The organism is Bradyrhizobium sp. CSA207 (assembly GCF_029051685.1).
In the GTDB taxonomy this organism is placed as follows: domain Bacteria; phylum Pseudomonadota; class Alphaproteobacteria; order Rhizobiales; family Xanthobacteraceae; genus Bradyrhizobium.
In genome coordinates this window covers 116,872-143,345 of sequence record NZ_JAACFT010000018.1, presented here as the reverse complement: position 1 = coordinate 143,345, position 26,474 = coordinate 116,872, and the positions used below count along the sequence as shown (strand labels likewise).

General features: G+C 62.9%; 30 protein-coding genes. 7 read left to right on the top strand and 23 right to left on the bottom strand.

What is annotated here, in order from left to right:
* Complete coding sequence (locus tag GWG65_RS21475; protein WP_275197553.1) at positions 1-675, bottom strand: response regulator transcription factor; 675 nt, start codon at positions 673-675, stop codon at positions 1-3.
* A gap of 429 nt (positions 676-1,104) precedes the next feature.
* Between GWG65_RS21475 and GWG65_RS21470 the strand changes: the two genes are divergently transcribed.
* Complete coding sequence (locus GWG65_RS21470) at positions 1,105-1,323, top strand: hypothetical protein (protein ID WP_275197552.1); 219 nt, start codon at positions 1,105-1,107, stop codon at positions 1,321-1,323.
* Positions 1,324-1,511: 188 nt separating this feature from the next.
* Here GWG65_RS21470 and GWG65_RS21465 read toward each other — a convergent pair whose 3' ends face one another.
* The 5 genes from GWG65_RS21465 to GWG65_RS21445 form a co-directional block, all read right to left on the bottom strand.
* Positions 1,512-2,009, bottom strand: a complete 498-nt coding sequence (locus GWG65_RS21465; RefSeq protein ID WP_275197550.1) for a hypothetical protein — start codon at positions 2,007-2,009, stop codon at positions 1,512-1,514.
* Between the two features lie 101 nt (positions 2,010-2,110).
* A complete protein-coding gene (locus GWG65_RS21460; RefSeq protein ID WP_275197549.1) occupies positions 2,111-2,290 on the bottom strand; it encodes a hypothetical protein in 180 nt (59 codons plus the stop codon).
* Between the two features lie 506 nt (positions 2,291-2,796).
* The gene (locus GWG65_RS21455) at positions 2,797-3,885 is read right to left on the bottom strand and encodes a TRAP transporter substrate-binding protein (RefSeq protein ID WP_275197548.1); all 1,089 of its coding nucleotides are present in this window, start codon (positions 3,883-3,885) and stop codon (positions 2,797-2,799) included.
* Positions 3,886-4,073: 188 nt separating this feature from the next.
* On the bottom strand, positions 4,074-5,210 hold the full coding sequence (locus tag GWG65_RS21450; RefSeq protein WP_275197547.1) for an Mrp/NBP35 family ATP-binding protein: 1,137 nt from the start codon (positions 5,208-5,210) through the stop codon (positions 4,074-4,076).
* Positions 5,211-5,264: 54 nt separating this feature from the next.
* A complete protein-coding gene (locus GWG65_RS21445) occupies positions 5,265-5,702 on the bottom strand; it encodes a VOC family protein (RefSeq protein WP_275197546.1) in 438 nt (145 codons plus the stop codon).
* A gap of 199 nt (positions 5,703-5,901) precedes the next feature.
* On the opposite strand from GWG65_RS21445, the gene GWG65_RS21440 reads away from it, so the two are divergent.
* The 5 genes from GWG65_RS21440 to GWG65_RS21420 all read left to right on the top strand — a co-directional run bounded on the left by GWG65_RS21440 (position 5,902) and on the right by GWG65_RS21420 (position 10,625).
* The gene (locus tag GWG65_RS21440; RefSeq protein WP_275197545.1) at positions 5,902-6,771 is read left to right on the top strand and encodes an NAD(P)-dependent oxidoreductase; all 870 of its coding nucleotides are present in this window, start codon (positions 5,902-5,904) and stop codon (positions 6,769-6,771) included.
* Between the two features lie 22 nt (positions 6,772-6,793).
* Positions 6,794-8,071, top strand: coding sequence for a sodium:proton antiporter NhaD (gene nhaD, locus GWG65_RS21435; RefSeq protein WP_275197544.1), 1,278 nt, complete (start codon positions 6,794-6,796; stop codon positions 8,069-8,071).
* A gap of 136 nt (positions 8,072-8,207) precedes the next feature.
* Complete coding sequence (locus GWG65_RS21430) at positions 8,208-9,803, top strand: HAMP domain-containing sensor histidine kinase (protein WP_275197543.1); 1,596 nt, start codon at positions 8,208-8,210, stop codon at positions 9,801-9,803.
* A gap of 44 nt (positions 9,804-9,847) precedes the next feature.
* Positions 9,848-10,051, top strand: coding sequence for a DUF1289 domain-containing protein (locus GWG65_RS21425; RefSeq protein WP_275197542.1), 204 nt, complete (start codon positions 9,848-9,850; stop codon positions 10,049-10,051).
* Positions 10,052-10,079: 28 nt separating this feature from the next.
* Positions 10,080-10,625 (top strand): TIGR02281 family clan AA aspartic protease, encoded by a 546-nt coding sequence (locus tag GWG65_RS21420; RefSeq protein WP_275197541.1) that lies wholly within the window; start codon positions 10,080-10,082, stop codon positions 10,623-10,625.
* Between the two features lie 28 nt (positions 10,626-10,653).
* On the opposite strand, the gene dusA is transcribed toward GWG65_RS21420, so the two are convergent.
* The 13 genes from dusA to GWG65_RS21355 all read right to left on the bottom strand — a co-directional run bounded on the left by dusA (position 10,654) and on the right by GWG65_RS21355 (position 22,346).
* Complete coding sequence (dusA, locus tag GWG65_RS21415; protein ID WP_275197540.1) at positions 10,654-11,649, bottom strand: tRNA dihydrouridine(20/20a) synthase DusA; 996 nt, start codon at positions 11,647-11,649, stop codon at positions 10,654-10,656.
* A 650-nt stretch (positions 11,650-12,299) separates the two neighbouring features.
* Positions 12,300-13,289 carry a dihydroxyacetone kinase subunit DhaK gene (gene dhaK / locus GWG65_RS21410; RefSeq protein WP_275197539.1) on the bottom strand — a complete coding sequence of 330 codons (990 nt, stop codon included), beginning with the start codon at positions 13,287-13,289 and terminating at the stop codon, positions 12,300-12,302.
* A 39-nt stretch (positions 13,290-13,328) separates the two neighbouring features.
* Positions 13,329-13,760 (bottom strand): hypothetical protein, encoded by a 432-nt coding sequence (locus tag GWG65_RS21405; RefSeq protein ID WP_148750856.1) that lies wholly within the window; start codon positions 13,758-13,760, stop codon positions 13,329-13,331.
* Complete coding sequence (gene ptsP, locus GWG65_RS21400; protein ID WP_275197538.1) at positions 13,757-15,355, bottom strand: phosphoenolpyruvate--protein phosphotransferase; 1,599 nt, start codon at positions 15,353-15,355, stop codon at positions 13,757-13,759. The genes GWG65_RS21405 and ptsP overlap by 4 nt, the downstream gene beginning before the upstream one ends.
* 5 nt (positions 15,356-15,360) lie before the next feature.
* Positions 15,361-15,675 (bottom strand): HPr family phosphocarrier protein, encoded by a 315-nt coding sequence (locus tag GWG65_RS21395; protein WP_275197536.1) that lies wholly within the window; start codon positions 15,673-15,675, stop codon positions 15,361-15,363.
* Complete coding sequence (gene dhaM, locus GWG65_RS21390; RefSeq protein WP_148737929.1) at positions 15,668-16,069, bottom strand: dihydroxyacetone kinase phosphoryl donor subunit DhaM; 402 nt, start codon at positions 16,067-16,069, stop codon at positions 15,668-15,670. Before dhaM ends, GWG65_RS21395 begins: the two co-directional genes overlap by 8 nt.
* Positions 16,066-16,680 carry a dihydroxyacetone kinase subunit DhaL gene (gene dhaL / locus GWG65_RS21385; protein ID WP_275197535.1) on the bottom strand — a complete coding sequence of 205 codons (615 nt, stop codon included), beginning with the start codon at positions 16,678-16,680 and terminating at the stop codon, positions 16,066-16,068. The genes dhaM and dhaL overlap by 4 nt, the downstream gene beginning before the upstream one ends.
* Complete coding sequence (locus GWG65_RS21380) at positions 16,677-17,684, bottom strand: ABC transporter ATP-binding protein (RefSeq protein WP_275197534.1); 1,008 nt, start codon at positions 17,682-17,684, stop codon at positions 16,677-16,679. Before GWG65_RS21380 ends, dhaL begins: the two co-directional genes overlap by 4 nt.
* Complete coding sequence (locus tag GWG65_RS21375; protein WP_275197533.1) at positions 17,677-18,774, bottom strand: ABC transporter ATP-binding protein; 1,098 nt, start codon at positions 18,772-18,774, stop codon at positions 17,677-17,679. The genes GWG65_RS21380 and GWG65_RS21375 overlap by 8 nt, the downstream gene beginning before the upstream one ends.
* Positions 18,775-18,780: 6 nt before the next feature.
* The gene (locus GWG65_RS21370; protein WP_275197532.1) at positions 18,781-18,993 is read right to left on the bottom strand and encodes a hypothetical protein; all 213 of its coding nucleotides are present in this window, start codon (positions 18,991-18,993) and stop codon (positions 18,781-18,783) included.
* Positions 18,990-19,943, bottom strand: coding sequence for a carbohydrate ABC transporter permease (locus GWG65_RS21365; protein WP_275197600.1), 954 nt, complete (start codon positions 19,941-19,943; stop codon positions 18,990-18,992). Before GWG65_RS21365 ends, GWG65_RS21370 begins: the two co-directional genes overlap by 4 nt.
* On the bottom strand, positions 19,940-20,899 hold the full coding sequence (locus GWG65_RS21360; protein ID WP_275197531.1) for a sugar ABC transporter permease: 960 nt from the start codon (positions 20,897-20,899) through the stop codon (positions 19,940-19,942). The genes GWG65_RS21365 and GWG65_RS21360 overlap by 4 nt, the downstream gene beginning before the upstream one ends.
* Before the next feature lie 100 nt (positions 20,900-20,999).
* A complete protein-coding gene (locus GWG65_RS21355; RefSeq protein WP_275197530.1) occupies positions 21,000-22,346 on the bottom strand; it encodes an extracellular solute-binding protein in 1,347 nt (448 codons plus the stop codon).
* A 209-nt stretch (positions 22,347-22,555) separates the two neighbouring features.
* On the opposite strand from GWG65_RS21355, the gene GWG65_RS21350 reads away from it, so the two are divergent.
* A complete protein-coding gene (locus tag GWG65_RS21350) occupies positions 22,556-23,068 on the top strand; it encodes a hypothetical protein (protein ID WP_275197529.1) in 513 nt (170 codons plus the stop codon).
* Here the strand turns inward: GWG65_RS21350 and GWG65_RS21345 are convergent.
* From GWG65_RS21345 to GWG65_RS21330, 4 genes are read right to left on the bottom strand one after another with little or no spacing between them, the layout of a single operon-like run.
* On the bottom strand, positions 23,065-23,994 hold the full coding sequence (locus tag GWG65_RS21345) for a dihydrodipicolinate synthase family protein (protein ID WP_275197528.1): 930 nt from the start codon (positions 23,992-23,994) through the stop codon (positions 23,065-23,067). The two genes, GWG65_RS21350 and GWG65_RS21345, sit on opposite strands and share 4 nt — an antisense overlap.
* Positions 23,995-24,012: 18 nt before the next feature.
* Entirely contained in the window at positions 24,013-24,819 is an 807-nt protein-coding gene (locus GWG65_RS21340; RefSeq protein WP_275197527.1) for an amino acid ABC transporter ATP-binding protein, read from the bottom strand.
* On the bottom strand, positions 24,816-25,547 hold the full coding sequence (locus tag GWG65_RS21335; RefSeq protein ID WP_275197526.1) for an amino acid ABC transporter permease: 732 nt from the start codon (positions 25,545-25,547) through the stop codon (positions 24,816-24,818). Before GWG65_RS21335 ends, GWG65_RS21340 begins: the two co-directional genes overlap by 4 nt.
* Before the next feature lie 16 nt (positions 25,548-25,563).
* A complete protein-coding gene (locus GWG65_RS21330; RefSeq protein WP_275197525.1) occupies positions 25,564-26,400 on the bottom strand; it encodes an ABC transporter substrate-binding protein in 837 nt (278 codons plus the stop codon).
* Positions 26,401-26,474 lie beyond the last annotated feature (74 nt).

Below are 26,474 nucleotides of genomic sequence, written 5' to 3'. Positions count from 1 at the left end.
TTATTTCTCCTCGGCCATGAGATAGCCGACGCCGCGAATGGTGTGGATCACGACCTTGGCGCCGTGCTCGGCCAGCTGCTTGCGCAGCCGCGAGACGTAGACCTCCACCGCGTTGGAGGCGACCTCGCCTTCGAGCCCGAAAATATGGTCCTCGACGTTTTTCTTCGGCACCACCCGCCCCTGCCGCCGCAACAGGATCTCCAGCACCGACGCCTCGCGCGCCGAGATGATGCGCGGCTGATCGTCGACGAAGATCTGGCGGCTTTCGGTGTCGTAGACGAGATTGGCCAGATGCAGCGAGCGGCCGAGCAGCTGGCCCGGCCGGCGCAAGATAGCCTCCAGCCGCGCCACCAGCTCCTCCATGGCGAACGGCTTTGCAAGGTAGTCGTCCGCACCGCTGCGCAGGCCGTTGACGCGATCCTGCAAGCCGCCGCGCGCGGTCAGCACCAGCACGGGCAGCGGATTGCTCTGGCGGCGCAGCTCGCGCAGCACCGAGAGGCCATCGTCGTCGGGCAGCCCGAGGTCGAGGATCATCGCGGCATAGCTGACGCCGCCCACAGCCTCGCGCGCCGCGGCGGCGCTGCTCACGATGTCGCTCTCGTAGCCGGCCGCCGCCAGCCCGCCGGCAACGAGCCGCGACAGCTCGGCATTGTCCTCGACGATCAGAAGACGCATCGCATTCCCGCCGGATGGTCTGGTGTAAATCCACGGCTCGGGCCGCTTGTTCGCTGTCTTCCAACATTCCGGGCAGCTCGGCCAGCGAAAAACGGCCCGGCTTCTGGTGCCTCGTCAGTTTCATGTAAGGCCAATGGAGGGCACATCCAAAAGGGGCGCGTAGTCAAATCCGAAATCTCGCGTTTGATCGGACATTGCTGCAGCAGAGACCGAGCGCTTGACGGGCACTGCCCCTGAGGGAGTGGAAGGACTGCCCATTGCGCGAACCAGGTCGCCTCGACAGTCAAGCAGATGACGACAATCTTACGGAATAACCTTTACGAACAAACTATGCGCCCAACTACCAAAGAGAGCGAACCGCATGTTGCCCGCCACATAGATTGAGGCGAAAACTGGCACTGGCTGGAGGCAAGGCCGAGGGAACGGCTGATGCCAAGAACTATCCAGGAACAACTGGACCAGGTGGAACGTGATATCATACTTTACACAGAATTCGATAAGGCCGAAAAAGCTCGCTTCGCTCGCGAGTGTTACCTTTGGACGGCGGAAGATCGCATCGAGTGGCAGGAGACGCAGCTTTCGAATGCTCAATATCTTCGCGAATTCAACGACGAGCGCGTTGCGTTGCTTAACCGGCTAAAGGGGTGAACGGCTGTTAGCGAACACCGTGCAGCGCCGCGCCCTGAGGATACCGCCTCCAACGCCTTGAAGGGAGTGCACTTGACTCGCAATCACACTCATCGCCGGTTGCGGATGGATACCATCATTGGTGGCGTAATTGGCGGCTCCCGTAACCGCCCAACGGTCGAGCGCCACCGGATCAGCGACGACAGAATTCAAATCGATGTTCCGCCGCCTCCGGCCGTATTCAACGCGCCAATGTTTAGCAGTTGGGAATTCGTACCATCATTGAAGAAACCGCCTTCGCCGGTGAGCGAGGTTGGCATTGTCACCGGGTATTGCCCACCTTGGGCAACGAACATCTCATTTCGCAACCAGATCGTCGCTCCATTGAAAGTGGAGAGGCCAAACGACGCCGCTGAGATAAAATCGCTATTGTACAAGGCTGCACCGTTAAGGACGGTCCCTTGGTTCTGGCCGCCGAATGTGTACTGGACAACGGTGCTACCGATTTCTAACGCGGCAGTGACACCCTGATCGTTCCCCAGATTTGTCTCGGCTGTCGTCACATAGTACCCGCTATAGCCGACGCGGAATGCCGTGCAATCTACGGGAACGAACAACCGACAGCGGCTCGTGTAACAGACCTTGTTGGCGGCGCTGGCTGCAAGCGTCGTTTGAGGGATATCCATTCTCTGGCTGACCGCACGCATCTTGAGGCCATTCACTCTCCCAAGGAAAGTGAAACAAGTGGGGCGTTCGGTTTGGCCGATAACGAACCTCTAAGAGAGACAGCGCAACGTCGGCTGCAGCCCTAACCCGACTTGGTACGGTCCTTCTGAAACGCCGCTCTGAGTTCAGCCAGTTCGTCATTCGTTGCTCCCAGCTCTCCGTCGGCACAATCTACAGGATTGCTCGCCGTCCATTTGCGGGATGTCGACAACGACCATGCCTTGCGCAACGCGCCTTGAACTTCATGAAGATCGAAGCTCATCGCCACCTTCCAGAGCTCGGCGTCGGGACACGATTTCGGATTATGCGATGATCGTCTTTTGCCACTGTTTTGCCCGACGAGTCAAACGGCCCTTGTTAGTCGGCCGTAACTCCATCCCCGTCATTGCGAGCGTAGCGAAGCAATCCAGTCTGCCTTCCAGGAGATAGTCTGGATTGCTTCGTCGCAAGAGCTCCTCGCAATGACGATGGAGGGCAGACGCGCGACAAATGACGATGTCAGTATGGATGCCGCGCTCAGGCAAAATCGCCGCTTCGGCCGCGGCCGTGCGATGATTGCCCTTCCCGCTGATTTGTCCCGCCGTCTCAAACTGTTGGCAGCATTCCGAGGAAACATGCCCTCGTCCCATTTCTACTGTGCATGGGGTTGTTTTTCATATTTTTGTTTTGGGGGCCCCTCGCCGTCCGTCCCGGATTCCGCCGCGCCAACGAAAAAGCCCGGCCTCGCGAGCGAGACCGGGCGTATCGTCGTCCGACTGCTTCAGGCGATCAGCCGCGGGTGCGCGAGCGGATCATGAAGCTGTCGTAGGTGTATTCGGCGACCTGCCACCACAGATATTCGTCGGAGCGGTAGGCCTGCATGGCGTCGATCGACTTCTTGAAGTCGGGGTTCTTGGCCGAGATCTCGGCCCACAATTCGTTGGTCGCCTTGAGGCAGGCTTCCAGCACCTCGTTGGTGAAGGGACGAAGCTGGGTGCCGCCGGCGACCAGACGCTTCAGCGCCCCCGGGTTCTGCATGTCGTAGCGCGCGGCCATCCAGCTGTTGGCGTTGGCCATCGCGTTGGTCAGGACCGCCTGGTAGTTCTTCGGCAACCCGTTCCATTTTTCGAGATTGACGAAGGAATGCACCGTCGGGCCGCCTTCCCAGAAGCCCGGATAGTAGTAGTACTTGGCGACCTTGGCGAAGCCGAGCTTCTCGTCATCGTAGGGGCCGACCCACTCGGCCGCGTCGATGGTGCCCTTTTCCAGCGCCGGGTAGATGTCGCCACCGGCGAGCTGCTGCGGCACCACGCCGACCTTCTGGAGCACCTGGCCGGCAATGCCGCCGATGCGCATCTTGAGGCCCGAGAGATCGGCGACCGTCTTGATCTCCTTGCGGAACCAGCCGCCCATTTGCGTGCCGGTGTTGCCGCAGGGAAAGCCGATCACGTTCGACTTCTTGAAGAACTCATTGGCGAGCTCGTTGCCGCCGCCCTGGTAGAGCCAGGAATTCTGCTGACGCGCGTTGAGGCCAAACGGCACCGACGCAAAGATCGCGAAGGTCGGGTCCTTGCCGACATAATAGTAGGAGACGGTGTGGCACATCTCGACGGTGCCGTTCGAGGTCGCGTCGAGCGCCTGGAGGCCGGGGACGACCTCGCCAGCGGCGAACACCTGGATCTGGAACTTGTTGTCGGTCATCTCGGCGACGTACTTCGCCACCTGCTCGCCGCCGCCATAGATGGTGTCGAGCGACTTCGGGAAGCTCGAAGTCAGGCGCCACTTCACCTCGGGCGAGGACTGCGCGATCGCCGGCGAGGCCACCGCGGTCGCCGCCGCGCCTGCTGCCGACACTTTCAAGAAATCACGACGCTTCATCTTCAGGTCTCTCCTTGCTGGGGCGTTTCCCCTAGACTTCCTCGTTGCCGCCGCTCATTCCGGCGGGCGCGTTCTGGGCCGCGTCGAACCGAAGGGGCTTGACTGCCGGGGCCTTTAACACGGAAGCCCCGCTTTCGAAACGCGACATTGGCATGACGGGGCTCGACGAAAGTCGCATGTCCTCCGGCTCAGGCCGCAGCAATGACGCCCTTGAGCTGGTCGCGGACCTGACCCGCAATGGCGCGATAGATCGCCGCATGGGGCCCGGCCGGCTCGCTGTCGACCACGGGGTTACCAGCATCCGAGGTGGCGCGAATCGCCATGTGCAGCGGGATCTCGCCCAGGAACGGCACGCCGAGCTTCTCGGCCTCGTGCCGCGCCCCGCCATGGCCGAAGATGTCGGACTTCGTGCCGCAATGCGGGCACTGGAAATAGCTCATGTTCTCGACGATGCCGAGCACGGGCACATTGACCTTCCTGAACATCGCAAGCCCGCGCCGCGCATCGATCAGGGACAGATCCTGCGGGGTCGAGACGATGACAGCGCCCTTCAGCGGCACGTTCTGCGCCAGCGTGAGCTGGGCATCGCCGGTGCCGGGCGGCATGTCGACGACCAGCACGTCGAGCTCGCCCCATTCGACGTCGCGCAGCATCTGCGTCACCGCCGACATCACCATCGGGCCGCGCCAGATCATCGCGGTCTCTTCCTCGACCAGGAAGCCGATCGACATGATGGCGAGGCCGAAGCGCCTGAGCGGAATCATCTTGCGCTCGTCGTTCAGCGCCGGCTTTTCGCGCAGGCCGGTCAAGCGCGGCACCGAGGGGCCGTAGATGTCGGCATCGAGCAGCCCGACCTTGAAGCCGAGGTCGCGCAGGCCCAGCGCCAGATTGAGCGCGGTGGTCGACTTGCCGACGCCGCCCTTGCCCGAGGCCACCGCGATCACGGCAGCGACGCCCGGAATCTCGGATTGCCGCGCCATCGGCGAGGCGCCGCCCTGCGGCGGCTTGTGGGCATGCACCGGCTGCACGCCCGGCGTGCCGCGGCTCGGAGTTGGCGGCGGCGGCGGCGCGGCGCCGGGCTTGCGCTCGGCGGTCAGCGCCACCATCGCGGTGGTGACCCCCGGAATGGCGCGCACGGCGGCTTCGGCCTCGGCACGGACCGATTCCCAAGCCCGGGCCTCGGCGGCATCGACGTTGATCGAGAAGAAAACCTTGCCGTCCGACGCGCTGATCGCGCTCAGCACATTGGCATTGGTGAGCGCGACCCCGCGGGGCGATTTGATCCGGCTAAGGCTGTCCAAAACCTGTTGCTGCGTCACGCTCAAAGCGCATCTCCTGAATTCAAGATCTGCCCCATTAGAGCGGAAACGCCCAAAAGGCTACTGCCTGCCGATATCGTCAGCCATCTCGGCAGGCGCGGCCCCCTGCTCCTTGGCCGCCTCGTAGTTAAGCTCGATCATCACCCCGTTGGGGTCGTGGACGAAGATCTGCCAGAGTTCGCCGCCGGGCACCTGGCGCGAGTCGAATTTCATGCCCTTGGCAGCGAGACGCTGCTTCATGCCTTCAAAGCCACGGCTGGCGAAGGCGACATGGTGGACAACTCCGGAGTCCGGTTTTTGTGGCTCCGAGGTCGGAGAAATATCGACGAGGTGCACCACCGGCTTGCCCTCGCTGTACATCCAGGCCCCTGGAAAGGCGAAATTCGGCCGCGCGCCTTTTTCCAGGCCCAGCACGTCCTCGTAGAAGCGGACCGTCTCGGCCAGATTCCTGGTCCGGATGTTGAAGTGATCGAGGACGCCAACGCTCACGCCGCCCATGCTTTCGCTCCCATTTTTTTTGAAGTCCTTGTCCTGCCATCCTAGCACAGGCGGGCGCCAAACGAAGCCGTTGCCCTCCGCGCCTAAGGGTTTATGGTGCGCCCAGATCCGCCTCCACGGCGGAACCCGATGACGCCCCGGCTGGCGCCCCTCGCCCGGCAACAACCGTAAAACCCAAACTACCGATAAGGTACCACACATGGCTAAAGTCGCTTTCCTCGGTCTCGGCGTCATGGGCTTCCCCATGGCCGGACACCTCGTGAAAAAAGGGGGCCATGAGGTCACCGTCTACAACCGCACCGCGGCCAAGGCGAAGGAATGGGCGAACAAGTTCGGCGGCGAGACCGCAGCGACCCCGAAGGCCGCGGCCGAAGGCCAGGATTTCGTGATGTGCTGCGTCGGCAACGACAATGATTTGCGCGCAGTCACGATCGCCGCCGACGGCGCGTTTGCCGGCATGAAGAAGGGCGCAACCTTCGTCGATCACACCACCGCCTCGGCCGAGATCGCCCGTGAGCTCGATGCGGCCGCGACCAAGACCGGTTTCAAGTTCATCGACGCGCCGGTCTCCGGCGGCCAGGCCGGCGCCGAGAACGGTGTGCTGACGGTGATGTGCGGCGGCGCGGCGGATGCCTATGCCGGCGCCGAGCCGGTGATCGCCGCCTATGCACGGATGTGCAAGCTTTTGGGCCCCGCCGGCTCCGGCCAGCTCACCAAGATGGTCAACCAGATCTGCATCGCCGGCCTCGTCCAGGGCCTGTCCGAAGGCATCCACTTCGCCAAGAAGTCCGGCCTCGACGTCGCCGCCGTAATCGACACCATCTCCAAGGGCGCGGCGCAGTCCTGGCAGATGGAGAACCGCTACAAGACCATGAACGAGGACAAGTACGATTTCGGATTCGCAGTCGAATGGATGCGCAAGGATCTCTCGATCTGCATCGCCGAGGCCCGCCGCAACGGCGCCAGCCTGCCGGTGACCGCGCTCATCGATCAGTTCTATGCCGAGGTCGAGAAGATGGGCGGCAAGCGCTGGGACACGTCCAGCCTGCTCGCGCGCCTCGCACGCTGACATCTGAAGGATTGAAGCTGCCTTGCTGACCGCGATCGCCGCAATCTTCGTCCTGGCCTATGCGGCGATCGCGCTCGAGCATCCGCTCGGCGTCAACAAGAGCGCTTCGGCGCTGATCGGCGCTGGCCTGCTCTGGACCGTCTACGCGATCCTGACGGGCGACCATGCGCTGGTCGGCCGTCAGCTCGACGAGTCCATCGCCTCCACGGCGCAGATCGTGTTCTTCCTGATCGGCGCAATGACGATCGTCGAGGTGATCGATGCCCATGACGGCTTCGAGGTCATCACCTCCCGCATCGGCACGACGAGCCAGGTCAAGCTGATATGGCTGGTCGGATTCGTGTCGTTCGTCCTCAGCGCAATCCTCGACAATCTGACGACCACCATCGTCATGATCTCGCTGATCCAGCGGCTGATCGCCCGGCATGAGGACCGCCTGCTGTTCGCCTCCCTCATCGTCATCGCCGCCAATGCCGGCGGCGCATGGACCGTGATCGGCGACGTCACCACGACCATGCTGTGGATCGGCGGCCAGATCAGCCCGCTCAACATCATGAGCGCCGTGTTCCTGCCGTCGCTGCTCAACCTGCTGGTGCCGCTCGCATTCGTCAGCTTTTCGCTCAGGGGCAAGACCATCGCGCCGCCGATGAAGGACGACGGATTGCAGAGGGTCGCTCCGTTCGAGCGGAACGTGATGTTCTATCTCGGGCTCGGCGTGCTGATCGCGGTGCCCGTCTTCAAGACGGTCACGCATCTGCCGCCCTTCATGGGCGTCCTGTTCGGGCTCGGTCTCGTGTGGCTGGTGGGCGAGATCGTTCATCGCGACAAGGACGAGCACGTGCGCAGTCCCCTGTCGCTCGCCAACGCGCTGACGCGGATCGACATGGGCTCGATCGTGTTCTTCCTCGGTATCCTGCTCGCCGTCGCCTGCCTCGAACATGCCGGCCTGCTGTCCATGCTGGCCAGATGGCTGGATGCGACCATCGGCCGCCAGGATATCATCGTCGTCGTGCTCGGCCTTCTCAGCGCCGTCATCGACAACGTGCCCTTGGTCGCCGCGACCATGGGCATGTACGACCTCGCGCATTATCCGCCCGACAGCTTCCTCTGGGAGTTCATCGCCTATTGCGCGGGGACCGGCGGATCGATCCTGATCATCGGTTCGGCCGCTGGCGTTGCCGCTATGGGGCTCGAGCGAATCGAGTTCCTCTGGTACGCCCGCCGCATCGCAGTTCCGGCGCTCGCCGGATATCTGGCGGGGGCCGTGGTCTACGTGGCGCAGCAAGCGCTGCTACAGTGAGCGGAGTGGACCGGATGCAAATTAACGCCCGGTTAACGTAATTCTTTAGCTCCTTAAGTCACCTCTTAAGGATTTCTTGCCAGAGATAGACAATGCAGAAAGCCCGTCTCGCGCGGGCAGGAATTGTTGTTGTTCGATGAGTAAAGCCGCTGAAAAGCCCGAGGTCGTGCAGCTTCCGGCCGAGCCGGTGAGCGCGCCATCGGCGAGCAGTCGCCGGGCGGCGGCGCAGCGGGTGCGCGAGGCGCGCGACAAGTTAACGTCGACCAGCGGAACCCGGCCTGCCTTCGATGCCGAGCTGCTCCGTCAATATGCCCAGACAAGACTGTCGGCCTCCTATGTCGTGATGCTGCTGGTGGTGGCGACCGGCGTGCTGTTCGGGCTGTGGATGCAGCCGATCCCGGCCGCGGCTTGGACCGCAGGCATGCTCTGCATCCACATCGCGATGACCCGCAGCTGCCGGCGCTTCCTGAGCGAGACGTCATCGCCCACAGCGACGCGCGTATGGCGGACGCGCTTCGTCGTGCTCGACCTGCTCTATGGCCTGTGCTGGATGGCGATCCTGATCCATCCCGTGCTCGACATGGTCACGGAAACGCTGATGATGTTCCTGATGCTGCTGGTGATCGCAGTATCGAGCATGCTGGCGGCCAATTTGCCGATCGCAGCCCTTGCCGCCACCGCGCCGGTCGCGGTTGCGATGGCGCTCAGCTTTGCAATGACCGGCTCGCTGGACAACTACATCCTGGCGGCGCTAGCGCTCTCGGCCGAAGGCTATTTCGTGTTGCTGGCGCGCCAGCTGCACTCTTCGACCTTCGCCACGCTGGAGGCGCGCGCCGAGAAGGACGCACTCATCGGCGAGCTCGAACAGGCCAAGGCGATCTCGGACGAGGCACGTCACCGTGCCGAAGCCGCCAACGTCGCCAAGTCGCGCTTCCTGGCACAGATGAGCCACGAGCTGCGCACGCCGCTGAACGCGATCCTCGGCTTTTCCGAGGTGATGAAGAGCGAGATCTTTGGTGCGCATGCGGTGCCCGTCTACAAGGAGTACTCGGGGGACATCCATAATTCCGGCGTGCATCTGCTCAACCTCATCAACGAGATCCTGGATTTGTCGCGGATCGAGGCCGGTCGCTACGAGCTGAATGAGGAGGCAGTGTCGCTGGTCGGCATCGTCGCCGACTGCCATCATCTGATGAAGCTGCGCGCCTCCAGCCGCGGCATCACCATCCACGAGGTGTTCGAGCAGGGCATGCCGCGCCTGTGGGCCGACGAGCGCGCAATCCGTCAGGTCGTGCTCAATCTGCTGTCCAACTCGATCAAGTTCACCCCGCAGGGCGGCGAGATCTGGCTCAAGGCCGGCTGGACCGCGTCGGGCGGACAATATCTTTCCGTGAAAGATACCGGCTCCGGAATCCCCGAAGATGAGATCCCCGTCGTGCTCGCCTCCTTCGGCCAGGGCTCCAACTCGATCAAATCGGCCGAGCAGGGCGCGGGCCTCGGCCTGCCCATCGCAAAAAACCTGATCGACCTGCATGGCGGCACGTTCACACTGAAATCGAAGCTGCGCATCGGCACCGAGGTGATCGTTACCTTCCCGCCGGAACGCGTGATGAGCGCGCTGGCGCCGCTGTCGGAGGATGCGCCGCCGCTGCAACCGGAGAGTTCCGCGATACCCGACGAGAAGCGCCGGCCGCGCCACAAGCCAATCATGAGCGCTGGCACGGGCTCCTAAACAGATGCTTGCAGAAATGCCCGACGATCCCTCACTATGCCGAAATGAGCAAAGACACGCCGTGCGTCGCCGTCTGCATGATCGACCCCAAAACCAAGCTGTGCTTCGGCTGCGGCCGCACGCTGCCGGAGATCGCGCGCTGGCACGCCATGGAGGGTGCGGAGCGGCTCGCAGTGATGGCGATGCTGCCGGCACGGATGACGGAAGCCGGATTGCAGCCGATCGCGGGATTGTCGAAGCGCGCCTGACCAGCGTGCGCGCGCGTGGAGCCGTGCGATGATTCGCTTCCTGCTCGTTCTCGTCATGCTCGCCGGTGCCGTCGTCGCCTATGGCGATTCCGACCAGATTGCGCGCGCCAGCCACAGGGTCTCGCACATGTTCCGCGGGCAGGCTGCATCGCCCGCCCCCGCGGTGCAGATTCAGCGCGGCCAGGCCGGCGAGTTCGCGCTGCGCGCCAAGATCAACGGCGTTGTCGCACCGATGGTGATCGATACCGGCGCGACCTCGGTCGTGCTGACCTGGGAAACCGCGAAAGCGATCGGGCTGCCGCTGGAGATGCTCGAGTATGACGTCGACCTCGATACTGCGGGCGGACACACCAAGGCAGCGAGGCTCACGCTCGACCGTCTCGCCGTCGGCCATCTCGTCGAGAAATCGGTGCCGGCGCTGGTCGTGCAGCGCGGACAGATGAAGACCAACCTGCTCGGCATGAGCTTCCTCGATCGCCTGGAGAGCTGGGGCGTGCGCTCGGACAAGCTGATGCTCACCGGCTATCCGGAGCTTCAGGGCAGCCATCGCCGCTCACGCACGGCGGTCGACTAGGCGCAAAACGGGCCACAAGAGCCTGCCGCTAGGCAGCCGCCTCCGCTGGCGCACGCGCACCGACGCGTGCGATCGCATCGCGAAGCACGCCTGTGCCCGCGCCCGGCTTCGTCCCTTGCTCGGCGAGATGGCGGCGGAAGGCGCGCGCGCCGGGCACGGCGTGGAACGCGCCGACGAAATGCCGTGTGATGGCATGCAGCCGCGTTCCGCGCGCGAGCTGCTCCTCGATGTAGGGCATCATCGCCTCGAGCGCGTCCTGCATGGTCGCATGCGGCGCCGCCTCGCCGAAGACGTCGGGATCGACCGCGAGCAGCCGCCACGGCTCCTGATACGCAGCGCGTCCGAGCATCACGCCGTCGACATGGGAAAGATGCGCCCTCGCCTCGTCGACGCCACCGATGCCGCCATTGATGATGACCGTCACATCCGGCATCGCGTGCTTGAGCCGGTAGACGCGGTCGTAGTCGAGCGGCGGGATGTCGCGGTTTTGCTTCGGCGACAGACCGTCCAACCAGGCCTTGCGAGCGTGTACGATCAGTGCGTCGCAGCCGGACGCGACCACCGCGCGCGCGAGTGCATCGAGTGCCGGTTCCGGATCCTGGTCGTCGATGCCGATGCGGCATTTCACCGTGACGGGAATGGCGACCGCGCGCTTCATCGCTTCGACACACGCCGCCACGAGCTGCGGCTCCGCCATCAGGCAGGCGCCGAAGCGGCCATCCTTCACGCGATCCGACGGGCAGCCGACATTGAGATTGATCTCGTCATAGCCGAAGTGCTGCCCGATCCGCGCGGCCTGTGCGAGCTGGCGTGGATCCGAGCCGCCAAGCTGGAGCGCAACCGGGTGCTCGAGCGCGTCGAACCCGAGCAACCGCTCCCGGTCGCCGTGAATGACGGCACCGGTGGTCAGCATCTCAGTATAGAGCAGCGCCCGACGGCTCAGATGACGGTGAAACACCCGGCAATGCCGGTCGGTCCAATCCATCATGGGGGCCACAGAAAAGAGATAATCTTGATACTTCAATACGTTGCTCTATTTTTTCAAGGGACTAGATTAAGAACGTGTGCGCTGTGTGTGCACTCCAAACTAGCCAAAATTGCACACGCTTGTACCGCATTTGATCTCGCGGTGCACACGTCGCGCACACGAAATCGGGGTGAAGTGCACACGCAATGCCGACCTTTACGAAGCTCAAATCGGGAAGTTGGCGCGTTCAAGTCAGGAGGAAGAACGAGTACGTCGCAAACACCTTCGTCCGGCGGCGTGATGCCGAAGAGTGGGCACTTGACGTGGAACGCTCAATTGACCGCGGCGCTCCGATCCGACGCTCCCGGCCTTTTGAGCAGCTCGAATCTTTTCCGATTTGATCGCGCTGCATCTCGACGATCTTGCCTAGGTCGGCAAGCCAGGAAGTTTGAGCTAGATCCAGCCAGCGGGAGCTATTCAGATAATGCATCAACAGCCCGACGTCCCTTTTTGGGCTATGAGCGGATCCTCCGATTGGGTCGTTTGTCGACTCATGCTTCCCATCGCCTTCGATCAACCACGCTACCTTGGCGGCGTGGATGCCCGATCGATCGAGCCGGACGAGCCTCCCTTAGAAGGGCTGGGTTCGGCGGCGCGAAGTCGATTAGGTCTTTGTTTGTAACCAAAATTAAAGCCGCGAGCTGAGATCAGACACCCCAACGCAGAGCTGCGGTCCGCACCGGGGCATCCCATAATTTCGTCGACTTGCTATCGAGCAGAGATACGGTGATCGAGACACCGGCCATGTCGAGGGATGTGACGTAGGAACCGGTCAGGAAGCGCGCCACTGCCACCCCCGCGCTGTCAAGAATCCGCTTTGCGGCATTGACCATCAGATAGAGTTCGATCAGAGGCGTCGCGCCAAACCCGTTGACGAGAAGCAGCACTTCACTCCCCTTGCCGGGCGCAAGATCCTTCAGGATCGCATCGAGCAGCTCGGCGGCAATCGCATCGGCGGACGCCAGCGGCACCCTGCGCCGGCCGGGCTCGCCATGAATGCCGACGCCCATTTCCATTTCATTGTCGGCCAATGCGAAATTTGGCCGCCCTGCCGCCGGCACGGTGCATGGCAACAGCGCCACCCCCATCGAGCGGGTGCGCCGGTTGACCTCTTCGCCGAGCGCCGTGAGAGCGGCAAGCGGCATTCCCGTCTCGGCCGCGGCGCCGACCATCTTCTCCACGATCAGCGTCCCCGCTACCCCGCGACGACCGGTCGTGTAGGTCGATTTCTCCACCGCCACGTCGTCGTTGGTCACCACACTTGCAACTTCCCGCCCGGCCATCTCGGCGGCCATGGTGAAATTCATCACATCACCTTCGTAGTTCTTGACGATGAAGAGCACGCCTGCGCCCGTGTCGACGGCCTCCGCGGCCTCGATCATCTGGTCTGGCGTCGGCGAGGTGAAGACTTGACCGGGGCAAGCGGCATCGAGCATGCCGAGGCCGACAAAGCCCGCATGCAGCGGCTCATGTCCCGAGCCGCCGCCCGAAATCAGCGCGACCTTGCCTGGCTTCAACGTGCGGCGCCGGACGAATTTGCGCTCGGCACCAAGAAGCAGGATATCCGCATGGGCTGCCGCGAAACCGTCCAGACTTTCTTCGAGTATCGTATCGGTGCTGTTGATCAGCTTTTTCATGAACGTCCTCCCGTCTCGTCTAAAGTTCAAATCAATGGCTCAACCCACACTTTCGGCATAGCGCGCGAGTTGCGCGGCGAAATCCACGATCAGCTGTTCGAGCGCGCGGTTCTTCTTGTCATCGCCGAGGTCGGGTACGGTCACCGAGACGGTGCGGGTGTGCGCTTCGCGGTGGGGTGCACGCAGCCGGCCGGGATGCGCGCGTCCATAGGCTTGGAGGAATGCCGCGCGCTCGGCGCCGGACAGATGGCAGACTTCGAAGATGATCGCGACATGCTTCGCCGGAATCGGCACCAGATACGCCGGATTGGTGATCTGGGTCACGAAGGAGCGATTCTTGCCCAGCGCCGCCGCCAGCTTCAGCCGCGTCCCCGAGGGCCGATTGTCGAGGACCCGTCGCAGGATGGCCTTGTAATCCGCCACGTTGCTGTCACCAGGCGCGCGGGTATCCTCGCCTGCTTCGTCCGTCATGAACGCACCTTTGCGATTGCGGCCTTGAGCCGCGCGACGGCAATCGGCGACACCGAGAGAATTGTCAACCCTGTGGTGATCAACGCCGTCGTCAGGCGGGTATCGGCCGCGGCGTCACCGCAGAGCGAGACCTCCACGCCACGCTTTCGTCCGGCCTCGACGGTCTGGGAGATCAACGCCAGCACCGCCGGATTGCCGGTATCGTTGAGGTCCGCGACGGCACCGATGTCGCGCGCTGCCGCCATCGTGTACTGGGTCAGGTCGTTCGAGCCGATGGAATAGAACGCCGCGCCGAAATCCTCGGCGCGAAGCGCCGCCGCCGGGACCTCGACCATGATGCCGAGCGGCGGTCGGGCGCAGGCGATCCCTTCCGCCCTGAGCGCCGTGAACTCCGCATCCAGCAGGGCACTGGCACGGTCGAGCTCCGAAGGGACCGCGATCATCGGCAGCATCACCTTCAGCGCCCCGTGCACAGCCGCACGGCACAGTGCCCGCAGTTGCACCCGAAACACTTCCGGCCGCGCGAGCGAGAGACGGATGCCGCGCAGGCCGAGGAACGGATTGCGCTCGTTATCGATCGTCAAGCCGGCGATCGGCTTGTCGCCGCCGGCATCGAGGGTGCGGATCGTCACCGGTCTTCCCTCGGCCCAGTCGAGAATGCGCCGATAGACTGCATATTGCGCATCCTCGTCCGGCAGGCCTTGAGACGCCTCGAACAGAAATTCCGTACGCACGAGGCCGATGCCGTCGCAGATTGCAGGATCGAGGCCAGCGAGATCTTCGGGCGCGGCAATATTGAGAAGGACCGCGATCCGCCGGCCGTCGGCCGTGCGTGCCGACTCGAGGCGGCCGGCATCGACGGCGGCTTGCGCAGCATTCGCAACCGCCATGCGGTGCTCGAACAGGCGGCGCGTTTCCGGCTCGGGATCGAAGATCACGGTGCCGGCATCGCCGTCGACGAGCGCCAACGCCGGTAGCTGTCCGTTCCACGACAGTGGGCCGAGCCCAACGACCATGGGCGCCCCGCGCGCCCGCGCCAACATCGCAACATGCGAGGAAGGTGAGCCCGCAGCCAGCGCGATGGCGCCACCGCGCGACCAGTCAGCGGCAAGAAAAGTGGAAGGCGTGATGTCGTCAGCCGCCACGATCGAGCCACCGGTAATTCTGGCAACCGTATCCACGCCGCTCAGATGCGCGAGCACGCGGTCGCGGATGTCGACGATATCGGCCGCCCGGGCACGGAAATATTCATCTTCAGCAGCGCGATAGCCAGCTATTTCCACGTCGAGTGCCAAGCGCCAGGCGTGGTCGGCAGCGATCCCCTCCGAGATGACCCCATATGCCGGATCCGCCAGCGCATCATCATCAAGCATGGCGACTTGGAATTCCAGAATGTCGGCTACCTCGCCCTGAATTGTCTTGATCTGCTCGGCGATCTCCGCCCTCGCGCCTTCAATCGCCGCCCGCAGTGCCGCCGCCTCCTGCGCGGGATCGTCGCTCGCCGTTCGCCTGGCCACAGCCGCAGTCAGCATGGTGACCGGTCCGATCGCGAGGCCCGGCGAGGCAGCACGGCCGATGAGATGGATCTCTGCCACCGCGATCAGTCCTCGCCGAAACCATCGTGCACAAGCGCCAGTACGGCAGCGAGCGCTGCCTTGCTATCGGGCCCGGTAACGCGGAAATGCAGCGTTGCGCCCTGCGGCGCCTTCACGCGCATCACCTTCACCGGGCTCTTTGCGTCCGTCCAGGGCCCGCCCGCCGCGAGGGCAAGCTCGATCTTCGCTGCAAAACCCTTCGCGCACTGCGTGAGCTTGACCGACGGCCGCGCGTGAAGTCCGACCTTGTTGACGAGAACCGCCGAGGCTGTCAGCGGCACCGGCGTTTCGCCCGGCCGGCTGGCGTGAGCATCATGCATAGAATTCCTCCGCGCTACGCTTGACGGCGGCAAGCGGCGAGCCACCCGAAGACTCGGTTGCAGCGATCACAGCTCCCTCGACCACCGGGGCATTGCAGACGACGACGCGCGCCCGTCGATCTTCAGGCAGCATTTCCACGGCCATCTCGGAATTTGTCTCCGCCCCGCCAAGATCAACCAGCACCGCCACGCCTGCCGGCGACCAGGCCGTCTCGATCGCCTCGAGGATTCCGGCAACATTCGTGCCGAGCCCTCCATCGATGTCGCCGCCTGTCCAGGCGAGCGGCACGGCGCTGCCTACCATCTGGCGCACCATATCCGCCGCGCCTTCGGCGATCTTGGGCGAATGTGAAACGATAACGATCCCGACATTGCCGGAATTTGAACTGTTCATGAACTTGCCTCGAATTCCAGTACCTTGACTGCCGCGCCGATCAAAAGGGACGCCGAACGCGAACCAGGGTCCATATGACCGATAGAACGTTCGCCGAGAAAGGACGCACGGCCGCGGATCGCAAGCATGGGCGTGGTGCGATCGGCCGCTTGCGCCGCTTCCGCAGCTATCGCCTTGGCATCGCCGCCCCCCGCCAACACGACCTGCACCGGCACCAGCACATCCAGCAAGGTTTTCTGCCCCGCCTCCGAGCGCCCACGCGCTTTGACGGCATCAATCGCCTTCGCCGTCGCCGCGACGAGATCCGCTCGGATCGACTGCTCCGGAAGCGCCTTACCTAGTTCCATGAAGAAAGTACCAACCAGCGGCCCGGAAGCGCCGCCGACCTTCATGACCAACGTCATTCCGATCGCCTTCAGCATTTCCGGCAGCGATTTGTCAGCAAGGCCGGGCAGTGTCGCGAGCACGGCCTCGAAGCCGCGCTTCATGTTCAGCCCGTGATCGCCGTCGCCGATCGCCTGATCGAGGCTGGTCAATTCGTCGGCGTGTTGGATCACCGAATCCGCCAACGCCCGCACCAGCTTTTCCCTGGCAACCCGATCGAGACTCATGCCGCCACCCTCGCGCCGGCCGCATCGAATAACAGTGGCTTGTTGAGCCGGAGCGATACGATGTCCCCCGCGCCCAACCTCGCCTCGGGGTCGGCCAACGTCACGACCGGCTGGCCGCCGAGGTCGAGGTGGAGATGGCTCTGGTCGCCGAGATGTTCGACTCGCGTGACGGTTGCCGACACGTCTCCGCCGCTGCGTGCGATCATCAGGTGCTCGGTACGCGCGCCGATGGTCTTGGCGCCGGGCGGAATGCCGGCAAATAGAGCAGCCGGCAGCAGGTTGATCATCGGCTGGCCAAGCCGCGCGGCGACATGGGCGTTGATCGGATTCTCGTAAATCTCGCGCGGGGTACCGATCTGCATCAACCGGCCGGCCTCGATCACGCCGATGCGCGAAGCCATGGTCATCGCTTCCGTCTGATCATGGGTGACATAGAGGATGGTGGCGCCGAGATCGGTCTGGATGCGCTTGAGTTCGAGGCGCATTTCGCCGCGCAGCTTGGCGTCCAGCGAAGAGAGTGGCTCGTCCATCAGATAGATCGAGGGCGAGCGCACCAAGGCCCGGCCGATCGCGACGCGCTGCATCTGCCCGCCCGACAACTGCGTCGCCTTGTTGTGCAGCTTGGTTTCGATGTGGAGAAGACGCGCGACCTCCTGCACCTTCGCGCGAATCTCGGCCTCGGGTACGCGGCGGATCGGCGCACGTAACGCAAAGGCCATGTTCTCGAACACGCTAAGATGCGGATACAAGGAATATTGCTGGAAGACGAAGGCGACGTCGCGATCGGCCGGCGCATCGCCGGTCACATCACGTCCACCGATCCGGATCGAACCGCTGTCTGGCGTCTCCAGTCCGGCGACAAGACGCAGCGTCGTCGTCTTGCCGGCGCCCGTCGGCCCCAGCAACGCAACGAATTCGCCGTCTCCAACAGAGAGGGACAGGTCGACGACCGCCCGCGTCCGGCCGAACGCCTTGGAGACCGCCCTGATCTCGACTTCAGCCATGCGCACCTCCTTCATACAACGCAGTGCGGATGGCCCGGCCCGACGCCTTGTCGAAGATCGAGAGCGTATCGGGCCGGAAGTCGAGCCCGACACTTTCTCCAGTCCGAAAGTATATGCTGCTGGGCGAACGGGCCTTGAGTGCGCCGTAACGCGTCGTAACGGTCACGATCTGCGTCGTGCCGAGATATTCCGACCCATAAACCTCTCCCCGCACCATGCCGCGATCGGTGAACCGCACATGCTCCGGCCGGACCCCGAGGACGAGATCGCTTTCCGCCAGCGCCTCGCGTGCAACGGGAATTGCGACTTCACGCTCGCCGAGCCAGACCGCCTGCGCGCCGGTTTGCAGGCTACCGTGGAACGGCAGGAAATTCATAGGCGGTGAACCGATGAAGTCCGCGACGAAGAGCGAAGCAGGCCGGTCGTAGATATCGCGCGGGCTCGCGACCTGCTCGACGACGCCATTATTCATCACCGCGATCATGTCGGCCATCGCCATGGCCTCGAGCTGATCATGCGTGACATACACGGTCGTCGCGCCGAGCCGGTCATGCAGCGCGCGCAATTCATGGATCATTGCCTCGCGCATCTCGGTATCGAGTGCGCCGAGCGGCTCGTCCATCAGGAAGCATTTCGGCTTGCGGACGATCGCCCGCCCGAGCGCGACGCGCTGCCGGTCGCCGCCTGCAAGGCCCGACACCGACCGGTCGAGGAGATGGGAGATACGCAGAATACGCGCGGCCTCCACCACCCGCCGGTCGCGCTCCGCCGCTCCGATGCCCTCGCATTTCAGGGGAAAGCCGATATTGCGTCGGACATTCATGTGCGGATAGAGCGCAAACAGCTGGAACACGAAGGCGATATCGCGCGCCGAGGCGCGATTCATCGTAACATCCTCGCCGCCGAGCCTGATGGTGCCGGCCGTCGGCAATTCCAGCCCCGCGATCATGCGCAGTGTTGTCGTCTTGCCGCAGCCGGAAGGCCCGAGCAGGCAGAGGAACTGGCCGTCTTCCACCGTGAAGCTGGCGGCCTTCACCGCATGAAACGTCCCGAAGGCTTTGTCGAGCGCTTCGACCCTGATCTGTGCCATCGCGCCTTACTCCCTGACCTTCGAGACGATGGTGAACATCACCGTCCCGAACAGTGTGGTCGTGAACGACCAAGAATAGAGCGTGAGGAAAAATGGCTGCATCAGCATGACGACGCCCGCCGCGATGATTGTCGTCGCGATGGCCTCCAGCGGACCGCGTCGCAGAATCCTGTCTGCGAGGCCGCGTCGGAGCGTGGATGTGTTCGCATCGAGGCTCATTTGCGGACGGCTCCAAAGGTGATGCCGCGCAGAAGATGCTTGCGCAACAGCACCGTGAACACGACGATCGGCACCAGAAAGAACGTCGTACCGGCGGCTACCGCTGGCCAGTCCTGCCCGCCCTCGCCGATGATGATCGGAATGAAAGGCGGCGCCGTCTGCGCGTTGCCGGAGGTCAGAAGCACAGCAAAGGCGTATTCGTTCCACGCAAAAATCAGGCAGAAGATGGCTGTCGCTGCGATTCCCGTCGTCGCTTGCGGCAGCACTACTTTCACGAATGCCTGAAACCGCGTGTAGCCGTCGATCATCGCCGCCTCCTCGTACTCCCGCGGGATTTCGTCGATGAATCCCTTGAGAAGCCAGACGGCGAGCGAGACGTTCACCGAGGTGTAGAGCAGGATCATCCCGAGTCGGGTATCCGATAGCCCAACGGTCCGGTACATCAGGTAGATCGGGATCGCGACCGCGATTGGCGGCATCATTCTGGTCGACAGAATGAAGAACAGGAGGTCATCTTTTAGCGGCACGCGGAACCGTGAAAAACCGTAGGCCGAGAGCGTACCGAGCGCGACGGCAAGCGCTGTCGAACCAAAGGCGATAATCAGCGAGTTGATGAAACGCGGCACGTAATTCGACGGCCCGGCCACAACCATGTTGCGGCTGCGCGCGATGTTGTCACAAAGCCCCCGTGGCGCGCCCAGGGTCTGGATAAACTCCTGGGTTTGGCGCGAGCGCGTTGTAAAGACATTGCAATAGCCTTCAAGAGAAGGCTTGAAGAGGACCTTCGGTGGGTAGGAGATCGCATCGTCAGGCGACTTGAACGAGGTGAGTACGATCCATGCCAGCGGAACCATCGTTATGATGGCATAGAGTATGACGAGCAGGCCAGCGAAGCGGCGAGAGCCGGTCGATGGTTCGACCACGGAGTGGGCTGCGTTTGAGGCGCTCATCGGCTTTTCACCCGGTTCAGCGCCTTGACGTAGATGTTGGCGAGGCCGAATACGGTTACGAACAAAATAATGGCGAAGGCCGAGGAATAGCCGGTTCGCCAACTCTCAAAAGCTGCGCGCTTCAGTGTGATCGAAGCGACTTCCGTGGTCGAGCCCGGCCCTCCTCCGGTCAGAAGGTTGACCATGTCGAACATCTTGAAGTTCTCGATACCGCGAAAGAGCACAGCCAGCATGATGAACGGTAGAGCCATCGGCAGCGTGATGGACCAAAACTGCCGCCAATTCGACGCGCGATCGACCTCCGCTGCCTCATAAATGTAATCCGGGATCGAACGCAGCCCGGCCAGGCAAATCAGCATCACGTAGGGCGTCCACATCCAGGCATCGACGATGACGATAGCCCACGGACTGAGAGTCACGTCTCCGAGCATCTGGAACGACGAAGCGTCGCGCCCCGTGAAGAAGGCGACCACATAATTGAACAATCCGATCTGTGGCTGATAAAGGAAGGTCCAGAAATTGCCGACAACCGCCGGTGAGAGCATCATCGGCAACAGAATGATCGTGGTCCACAAGCCATGGCCACGGAATTTCTTGTCGATCAGAAACGCAAGGCCGAATCCGAGCACAGTCTCGATCAGCACGGTCCAAACCACGAAATGCGCCGTCACCTGCATTGCCGCCCAGATGTCTGGATCGGTCAGGATCGACTGGTACCAGTCGGTGCCCAGCCATATCGTCGGCGCGTTCGCCCGATTGGCGCGGTAATTGGTGAACGAGAGATAGATCGTCCACACCAGCGGGAAGATATTGATCGCCAGCAGCAGCACGATGGTCGGCGTGATGAAGAGCCAGGCGAGCGCCTGGTCCGACAGGCCCCGGATACGACGCGCCACGGCTGGCCGGATCGGCACGGCACGATAGGTGATCTGCGATGAGGCACTCAAATCGTTCATGGCTTTGGTCGATCCTCGCGCCGGGACCGTCAGCTATGCGACAGCTGCCGATATTGCCGAAGAGCCTGGAGCGCGCTCGCGTGCGCTCCAGGCGGTTGCCTTAGAACTTCTTGCCTTCTTCCTTGAAGATGGCCTTCCAGTCCTTCACCAGACCGTCGAGCGCTTCCTGCGCGGTGCCCTTGTCCGCCACCACGTAGTCATGCACGCGCTTCTGTTCGGCTTGCAGGAGTTGCGCATAGGAGGGCTCGGCCCAGAAGTCGACGACCATTCCCATCGACTTCAGAAACTCCCCGGCGAACGGCGCGCTGTTCGGGAAGCTCGGATCGTTCAGCACGGACTTGGCGCAGGAATAGCCGCCCAGCGCCCACCACTTCTTCTGCACATCCCCGCCGGAGAACCATTTGATATATTGCAGCGCTTCGCCCTGGTTCTTCGAATAGGAAACGACCGAGATACCCTGTCCGCCGAGCTGCGTCGCATGTGTCGCGGGGCCGACGGGATTGCTGAAGAAGCCGATCTTGTCGCCGCCAACGTTCGGATCCTTGTAGAGGCCCGGGAAGAAGGCGAAGAAGTTCATCTGCAGCGCGACCTGGCCTGACTTGAACGCATCAAGTCCTTCGGACATGTAGGAGTTGGAGGCGCCGGGTGGCGTGCAGCACTTGTAGAGCTCCTTGTAGGCCTCAAGCCCCTTGACCGCGCCGGGCGAGTTGACGAACCCCTCCATCGCATAGGGCTTCTTGGGATCCTGATATTGGAAGCCGTAATCGTAGAGATAGTTCGAAACGCCCATGGTGATGCCTTCCGAGCCGCGCTCGGTATAGATCGAAGCGCCATAGACCTTTTTGCCGTCGATCTCACGGCCCTGGAAGAACTTCGAGATGTCTCGCAGTTCGTCAAGCGTCTTCGGCGCAGCGAGATCGCGGCCGTACTTGGCCTTGAAATCCTTCTGGATCTCTGGCCGCGCAAACCAGTCCTTGCGATAGGTCCAGCCCACCGCGTCACCCATGGCGGGCAGCGCCCAATAGTTTGGCGTATTCTTCGGCCACTCCGAATAGCCGATCACGGTGGCCGGCATGTAATCGTCCATGCTGATCCCTTCCTTCTTGAAGAAATCGTTGAGCTTGACGTACTGACCGTTCTCAGCGGCGCCCCCGATCCATTGCGAATCGCCGATGATGAGATCGCACAGCGAGCCGTGCGAATTGAGCTCGTTCAGGAAGCGGTCGGCATAGTTGGTCCACGGCACGAATTCGAACTTCATACCGATGCCGGTCTTGGCGGTGAAGTCCTTCGACAGTTCGACCAGAGCGTTGGCAGGGTCCCACGCGGCCCAGCACAGCGTGATGGTCTTGGCCTGCGCGTGCGCAGGGGTAGTCCCCACTCCGGCACCGAGCGCGGATGCGAGAACTCCGAAACTAGTAAGAAGCGCCTTTACTGTCTGTTTCATAACGCTTTCCCTCCCAGTGGGGCCGGCCATCGACATGGCGCGACTCTCCAACCCGCTCGAATGCTTCGAGCAGAGCGATACAGTCCTTCACGGGCTGAACGACTAAACGGACGTTTCCTCGCGCCTGCCTGGATTCTTAGGGATTCAGCCAAGCTCGATTTGTTTAGTGAACCACGAGATACTAAACATTGCAAGCAGGCTGTTCTGGGATGGAGTTCAAGCACTCATATCGGCGGCCCCACACGGAGGCGTTCGAGAAGCTCAACGTGCTCCAGAGCTTTGTCAGCGGGAGCAATGCGCTTGCCATCCTGTCCGACCGCTTTGGCCGGGACATGTCGGCCTACGATCTCGACGGGGGTATACCGGACATCGCGCCATCGGACAGCTATCACAGTTTCGCGAGCGTCATGCTCGCCAAGGGCCGCCGCGAGAACATGACGCTGCGCGATCTCTACAATCTCACCGCCGCCGCCCGCGGCCATTGGGTGCTATGCGGCTCGGCCGAGCGCATCGCCGATACGCTCCAGCTCTGGTTCGAGGAGCACGCCGCCGACGGCTTCAACGTCATGCCGCCCTATTTCCACGAAGGGTTCGAGGATTTCGTTGAGCTCGTCGTACCCATCTTGCAGAAGCGTGGGCTGTTCCGTGCGCACTATAAGGGGACGACGCTGCGCGATCATCTCGGCCTTGCGCGGCCGGCCAATCCGTTCTTCGAGGCCTAAAGCGCGCCGGCGATCCGCAGCGCCTGTTCAAGCGCCTGCAATTCGCCTCGCGTCGCCGGCGGCTGCGGCGGCCGTACCGCGTCGCACGAGAGAAGTCCGAGCAGCCTCAGGCAGGCCTTGAGCCGCACTGTCGACCGTCCGCCGGGCGCATCGCGGTAGATCGCGACCGCGAGCGGATAAAGCTTGTCGTGCGCGGCGCGCGCCTGCTCCCAATCGCCGGCTTCCGCGGCGTTCCAGAGGCTGACGACGAGCTTCGGCACGACGCAGGCAAGGCTGACCTGGCTGCCGGCCGAACCGACGAGATAGCTCGTCAGCAGATGTTCGTCGCCGGAGCCGAGCACGACGAACTCCGGACGCAGCTTGCGGATCAGCCGCAGATTCTGCTCGTACGTCGCGACCTCCCAGCTGCCCTCCTTGATCGCAACGAAGCGAGGATCGGCAACGAGCCGCCCCAGCAGCGACGGTGCATAAGGCATGGCGCCCGCGCCGGCCGGCGCGGCGTAGAGCATCAGCGGCACGGTCGTGGCATTGCGGATATGGCGGTGATGTTCGATGACACAGTCGTCGGCGCGGCCGAGCGCCCAGCTGTTGGGAGGAAACACCAGGAGGCCATCCGCACCCGCCTGCTCCAGCGCAGCTGCTTCGCGTGCGGCCTCCAGGCTCGATTCGTGATTGACCCCGGAGACGATCAGGCAGTCCTTCGGACCGTGCTCGCGCGCCAGCTCGACCACGCGCTGTTTTTCGGCGAGCGACAGGACGAAGTTTTCACCGGCGTGGCCGTTGACTAATAGCCCATTAATGCCGGGCGTGGACGCAACCGAAGCCAGGTGAAGCGCCAGCTGGCGTTCATCGATCTGGAAATCGGGCATCATCGGCACGATCGTGGCGGCATGGATGCCGCTTAGGCGATCGCTGAATGCTTGCATGCCGGCCGACATCGCCACCTAGTGAATGATCTGGTCGAGGAACGCCCTTGCTCGCTCGGACTTCGGATGGCTGAAGAACTCCTCCGGAACGGCCTGCTCGACCACCTTCCCCTCATTCATGAACACGATCCGGTCCGCGACCTCGCGGGCAAAGCCCATCTCATGGGTCACGCACAGCATAGTCATGCCCTCTTCCGCGAGCTTCTTCATGGTCTCGAGCACTTCCTTGACCATTTCGGGATCGAGCGCCGAAGTCGGCTCGTCGAACAGCATGATCTTCGGCCGCATGCACAGCGCGCGCGCGATGGCGACGCGCTGCTGCTGACCGCCCGACAGCTGCCCGGGAAACTTTTCGGCCTGGTCGGGAATCCGGACCTTGGTCAGGAAATGCATAGCGAGCTCCTTGGCCTCCGCCTTCGCCATGCCATTCACGGTCATCGGTGCCAGGATGCAGTTCTCCAGCGTCGTCATGTGCGGGAACAAGTTGAAACTCTGGAACACCATGCCGGTATCCCGCCTGACCGCATCGATGTTCGTGCGCTGGCGATCGAGCTCGGTGCCGTTCACGTAAATCAGGCCCTCGTCGTGCTTCTCGATGTGGTTGATGCAACGAATGAGCGTCGACTTGCCCGAGCCGGAGGGACCGCAGATCACGATCTTCTCGCCCTTGGCGACCTTGAGATCGACCTCATTCAGCGCGGTGAAGTCGCCATAGTGCTTGTACACGGCCTCCATGCGAACCGCGTGTACCCCGCGGAGTTGCGGCTGCGCCGCCGCACCTTCGACGCCGCTCTCCATCGCCGTATTCATCGATATCTCGCTCATGCGCGGGCTTCCACGCTCGCCTGCGCAACTGGCGCCCTCGCAGCGACGCGCCTGGACTTCGCTGCGCTCGACCGACCAAAATGCTTCTCCAGCCGGCGCTGAACCGCATCCCAGACCGAGGTGAGGATCAGGTAATAGGCTGTAGCCGCAGCATAGACCTCGAGGATCTGGAAATGCTCCTGCATCAGCATGTCGCTGCGGCGCATGAGCTCCTCGACCGAAATGACGGAGGCGAGCGAGGTCGCCTTCAGAAGTGAGTTGATGGAGTTGCCGAGCGGCGGGATCATCAGCCGGAACGCCTGTGGCAGGGTCACGCGCCGGAACGTCGTCCAGGGCGACAGGCTGAGCGCCCAGGCGGCCTCGCGCTGCCCCGCCGAGACGGCCATGAAGCCGCTGCGCACGATCTCGGCCAGATAGGCCGCCTCGTTGAGAATGAGGCCGACAAGCGCGCAAGTGATCACGCTGAACTTGATCCCGAGTTGCGGCAAGCCGCTGTAGATCACCACCAGTTGGATCAAAAGCGGCGTACCGCGGAAGAACCAGATGTAGAAGCGCGACGCGCCTGACAGCACCGGGCTGGACGACATGCGCATCAACGCGATGCCCATGCCGAGGATCAATCCGCCGATGACGGCCGCCACCGTCAAGCCGATGGTGACGAGCACACCCTTCATCAGGAAGTAGTTGAAGAAGTAGTTGACGGCGGCCGTCGGACTGAAATGGCTCATCGGCTCGTCTCCGTGGTTAGGCCGGACCGGGGCCGGCGATCGCAAGCGGCTGATCGGCCGGCAGGCTGGTCAGGCCGAACTTGTCGAACAGTGCCTGGTAGCTGCCATCGGCACGCATTGCGTTCAGCGCCTTCACGACAACATCGACCACCGTCTTGTTACGAAAACCGAGCGTGGTACGCGCCGTGCCGAGCCCGCTCAGCACTTCCTTGACGCGGCCACGGCCGACCAGGTCGCGCGCCACGCTGTCGACCAGCAGCGCATTGTCCACTTGCCCTGCGAGCAACGCGCTCACGACGTTGGTCGCCGTCGGGAACGTGCGCATCTCGATGGCCGGACCGCCCTTCGCCACGTTCGCATCGCTGAGTTTCTTGAGCCAATTCATCTGGTAGGTGCTGACCTCGACGGCGGATGTCTTGCCGATCAGGTCAGATTCGTTAGCAATTTTTGTGCCGCTATCGGGCGCGACCACGACCGAAATGGCCTGAATGGCGTACGGCACCATGTACATCAGCTTCGAACGTTCCTCGGTCCAGAACATGCCCGTGTCGATGCCGTCGATGCGTCCCGCATTCATGGCTGGTATCATCGCCGGAAAATCCATCCGGACGAGTTCGACCGGAAGACACAACCGCTTGCCGAGCTCCGCGGCCAGTTCCACGTTGAGGCCCTGCAACTGGCCGTCCTTGTCGACGAACTGTTGCGGCGGATTGGTCGGATTGATGGAGAGCTGCAGCTTTCCGGGCGCTATCAGATTGTCGTCGGTGATCGCGGGCGTACAACCTGCATACGCAGCCGTCGATGCGAGAACGAGTGCGGCAGCAGCACTCAAGCGAAGCAGTGTCGAGACCATGTGATACCTCCAGTAAGACGCCAATGATCGATGCCGTCCCTCACCCGGGATTCCCCTCGATGTTTCTTGGATGC

Bases quoted from the DNA above. Each gene is read 5' to 3' on its own strand.
- GWG65_RS21475 (WP_275197553.1), bottom strand. From the start codon at position 675: ATGCGTCTTCTGATCGTCGAGGACAATGCCGAGCTGTCGCGGCTCGTT.
- GWG65_RS21470 (WP_275197552.1), top strand. From the start codon at position 1,105: ATGCCAAGAACTATCCAGGAACAACTGGACCAGGTGGAACGTGATATC.
- GWG65_RS21465 (WP_275197550.1), bottom strand. From the start codon at position 2,009: ATGCGTGCGGTCAGCCAGAGAATGGATATCCCTCAAACGACGCTTGCA.
- GWG65_RS21460 (WP_275197549.1), bottom strand. From the start codon at position 2,290: ATGAGCTTCGATCTTCATGAAGTTCAAGGCGCGTTGCGCAAGGCATGG.
- GWG65_RS21455 (WP_275197548.1), bottom strand. From the start codon at position 3,885: ATGAAGCGTCGTGATTTCTTGAAAGTGTCGGCAGCAGGCGCGGCGGCG.
- GWG65_RS21445 (WP_275197546.1), bottom strand. From the start codon at position 5,702: ATGGGCGGCGTGAGCGTTGGCGTCCTCGATCACTTCAACATCCGGACC.
- GWG65_RS21440 (WP_275197545.1), top strand. From the start codon at position 5,902: ATGGCTAAAGTCGCTTTCCTCGGTCTCGGCGTCATGGGCTTCCCCATG.
- GWG65_RS21430 (WP_275197543.1), top strand. From the start codon at position 8,208: ATGAGTAAAGCCGCTGAAAAGCCCGAGGTCGTGCAGCTTCCGGCCGAG.
- GWG65_RS21425 (WP_275197542.1), top strand. From the start codon at position 9,848: ATGAGCAAAGACACGCCGTGCGTCGCCGTCTGCATGATCGACCCCAAA.
- GWG65_RS21420 (WP_275197541.1), top strand. From the start codon at position 10,080: ATGATTCGCTTCCTGCTCGTTCTCGTCATGCTCGCCGGTGCCGTCGTC.
- dhaK (WP_275197539.1), bottom strand. From the start codon at position 13,289: ATGAAAAAGCTGATCAACAGCACCGATACGATACTCGAAGAAAGTCTG.
- GWG65_RS21405 (WP_148750856.1), bottom strand. From the start codon at position 13,760: ATGACGGACGAAGCAGGCGAGGATACCCGCGCGCCTGGTGACAGCAAC.
- GWG65_RS21395 (WP_275197536.1), bottom strand. From the start codon at position 15,675: ATGCATGATGCTCACGCCAGCCGGCCGGGCGAAACGCCGGTGCCGCTG.
- dhaM (WP_148737929.1), bottom strand. From the start codon at position 16,069: ATGAACAGTTCAAATTCCGGCAATGTCGGGATCGTTATCGTTTCACAT.
- dhaL (WP_275197535.1), bottom strand. From the start codon at position 16,680: ATGAGTCTCGATCGGGTTGCCAGGGAAAAGCTGGTGCGGGCGTTGGCG.
- GWG65_RS21380 (WP_275197534.1), bottom strand. From the start codon at position 17,684: ATGGCTGAAGTCGAGATCAGGGCGGTCTCCAAGGCGTTCGGCCGGACG.
- GWG65_RS21375 (WP_275197533.1), bottom strand. From the start codon at position 18,774: ATGGCACAGATCAGGGTCGAAGCGCTCGACAAAGCCTTCGGGACGTTT.
- GWG65_RS21370 (WP_275197532.1), bottom strand. From the start codon at position 18,993: ATGAGCCTCGATGCGAACACATCCACGCTCCGACGCGGCCTCGCAGAC.
- GWG65_RS21365 (WP_275197600.1), bottom strand. From the start codon at position 19,943: ATGAGCGCCTCAAACGCAGCCCACTCCGTGGTCGAACCATCGACCGGC.
- GWG65_RS21360 (WP_275197531.1), bottom strand. From the start codon at position 20,899: ATGAACGATTTGAGTGCCTCATCGCAGATCACCTATCGTGCCGTGCCG.
- GWG65_RS21355 (WP_275197530.1), bottom strand. From the start codon at position 22,346: ATGAAACAGACAGTAAAGGCGCTTCTTACTAGTTTCGGAGTTCTCGCA.
- GWG65_RS21350 (WP_275197529.1), top strand. From the start codon at position 22,556: ATGGAGTTCAAGCACTCATATCGGCGGCCCCACACGGAGGCGTTCGAG.
- GWG65_RS21345 (WP_275197528.1), bottom strand. From the start codon at position 23,994: ATGCAAGCATTCAGCGATCGCCTAAGCGGCATCCATGCCGCCACGATC.
- GWG65_RS21340 (WP_275197527.1), bottom strand. From the start codon at position 24,819: ATGAGCGAGATATCGATGAATACGGCGATGGAGAGCGGCGTCGAAGGT.
- GWG65_RS21335 (WP_275197526.1), bottom strand. From the start codon at position 25,547: ATGAGCCATTTCAGTCCGACGGCCGCCGTCAACTACTTCTTCAACTAC.
- GWG65_RS21330 (WP_275197525.1), bottom strand. From the start codon at position 26,400: ATGGTCTCGACACTGCTTCGCTTGAGTGCTGCTGCCGCACTCGTTCTC.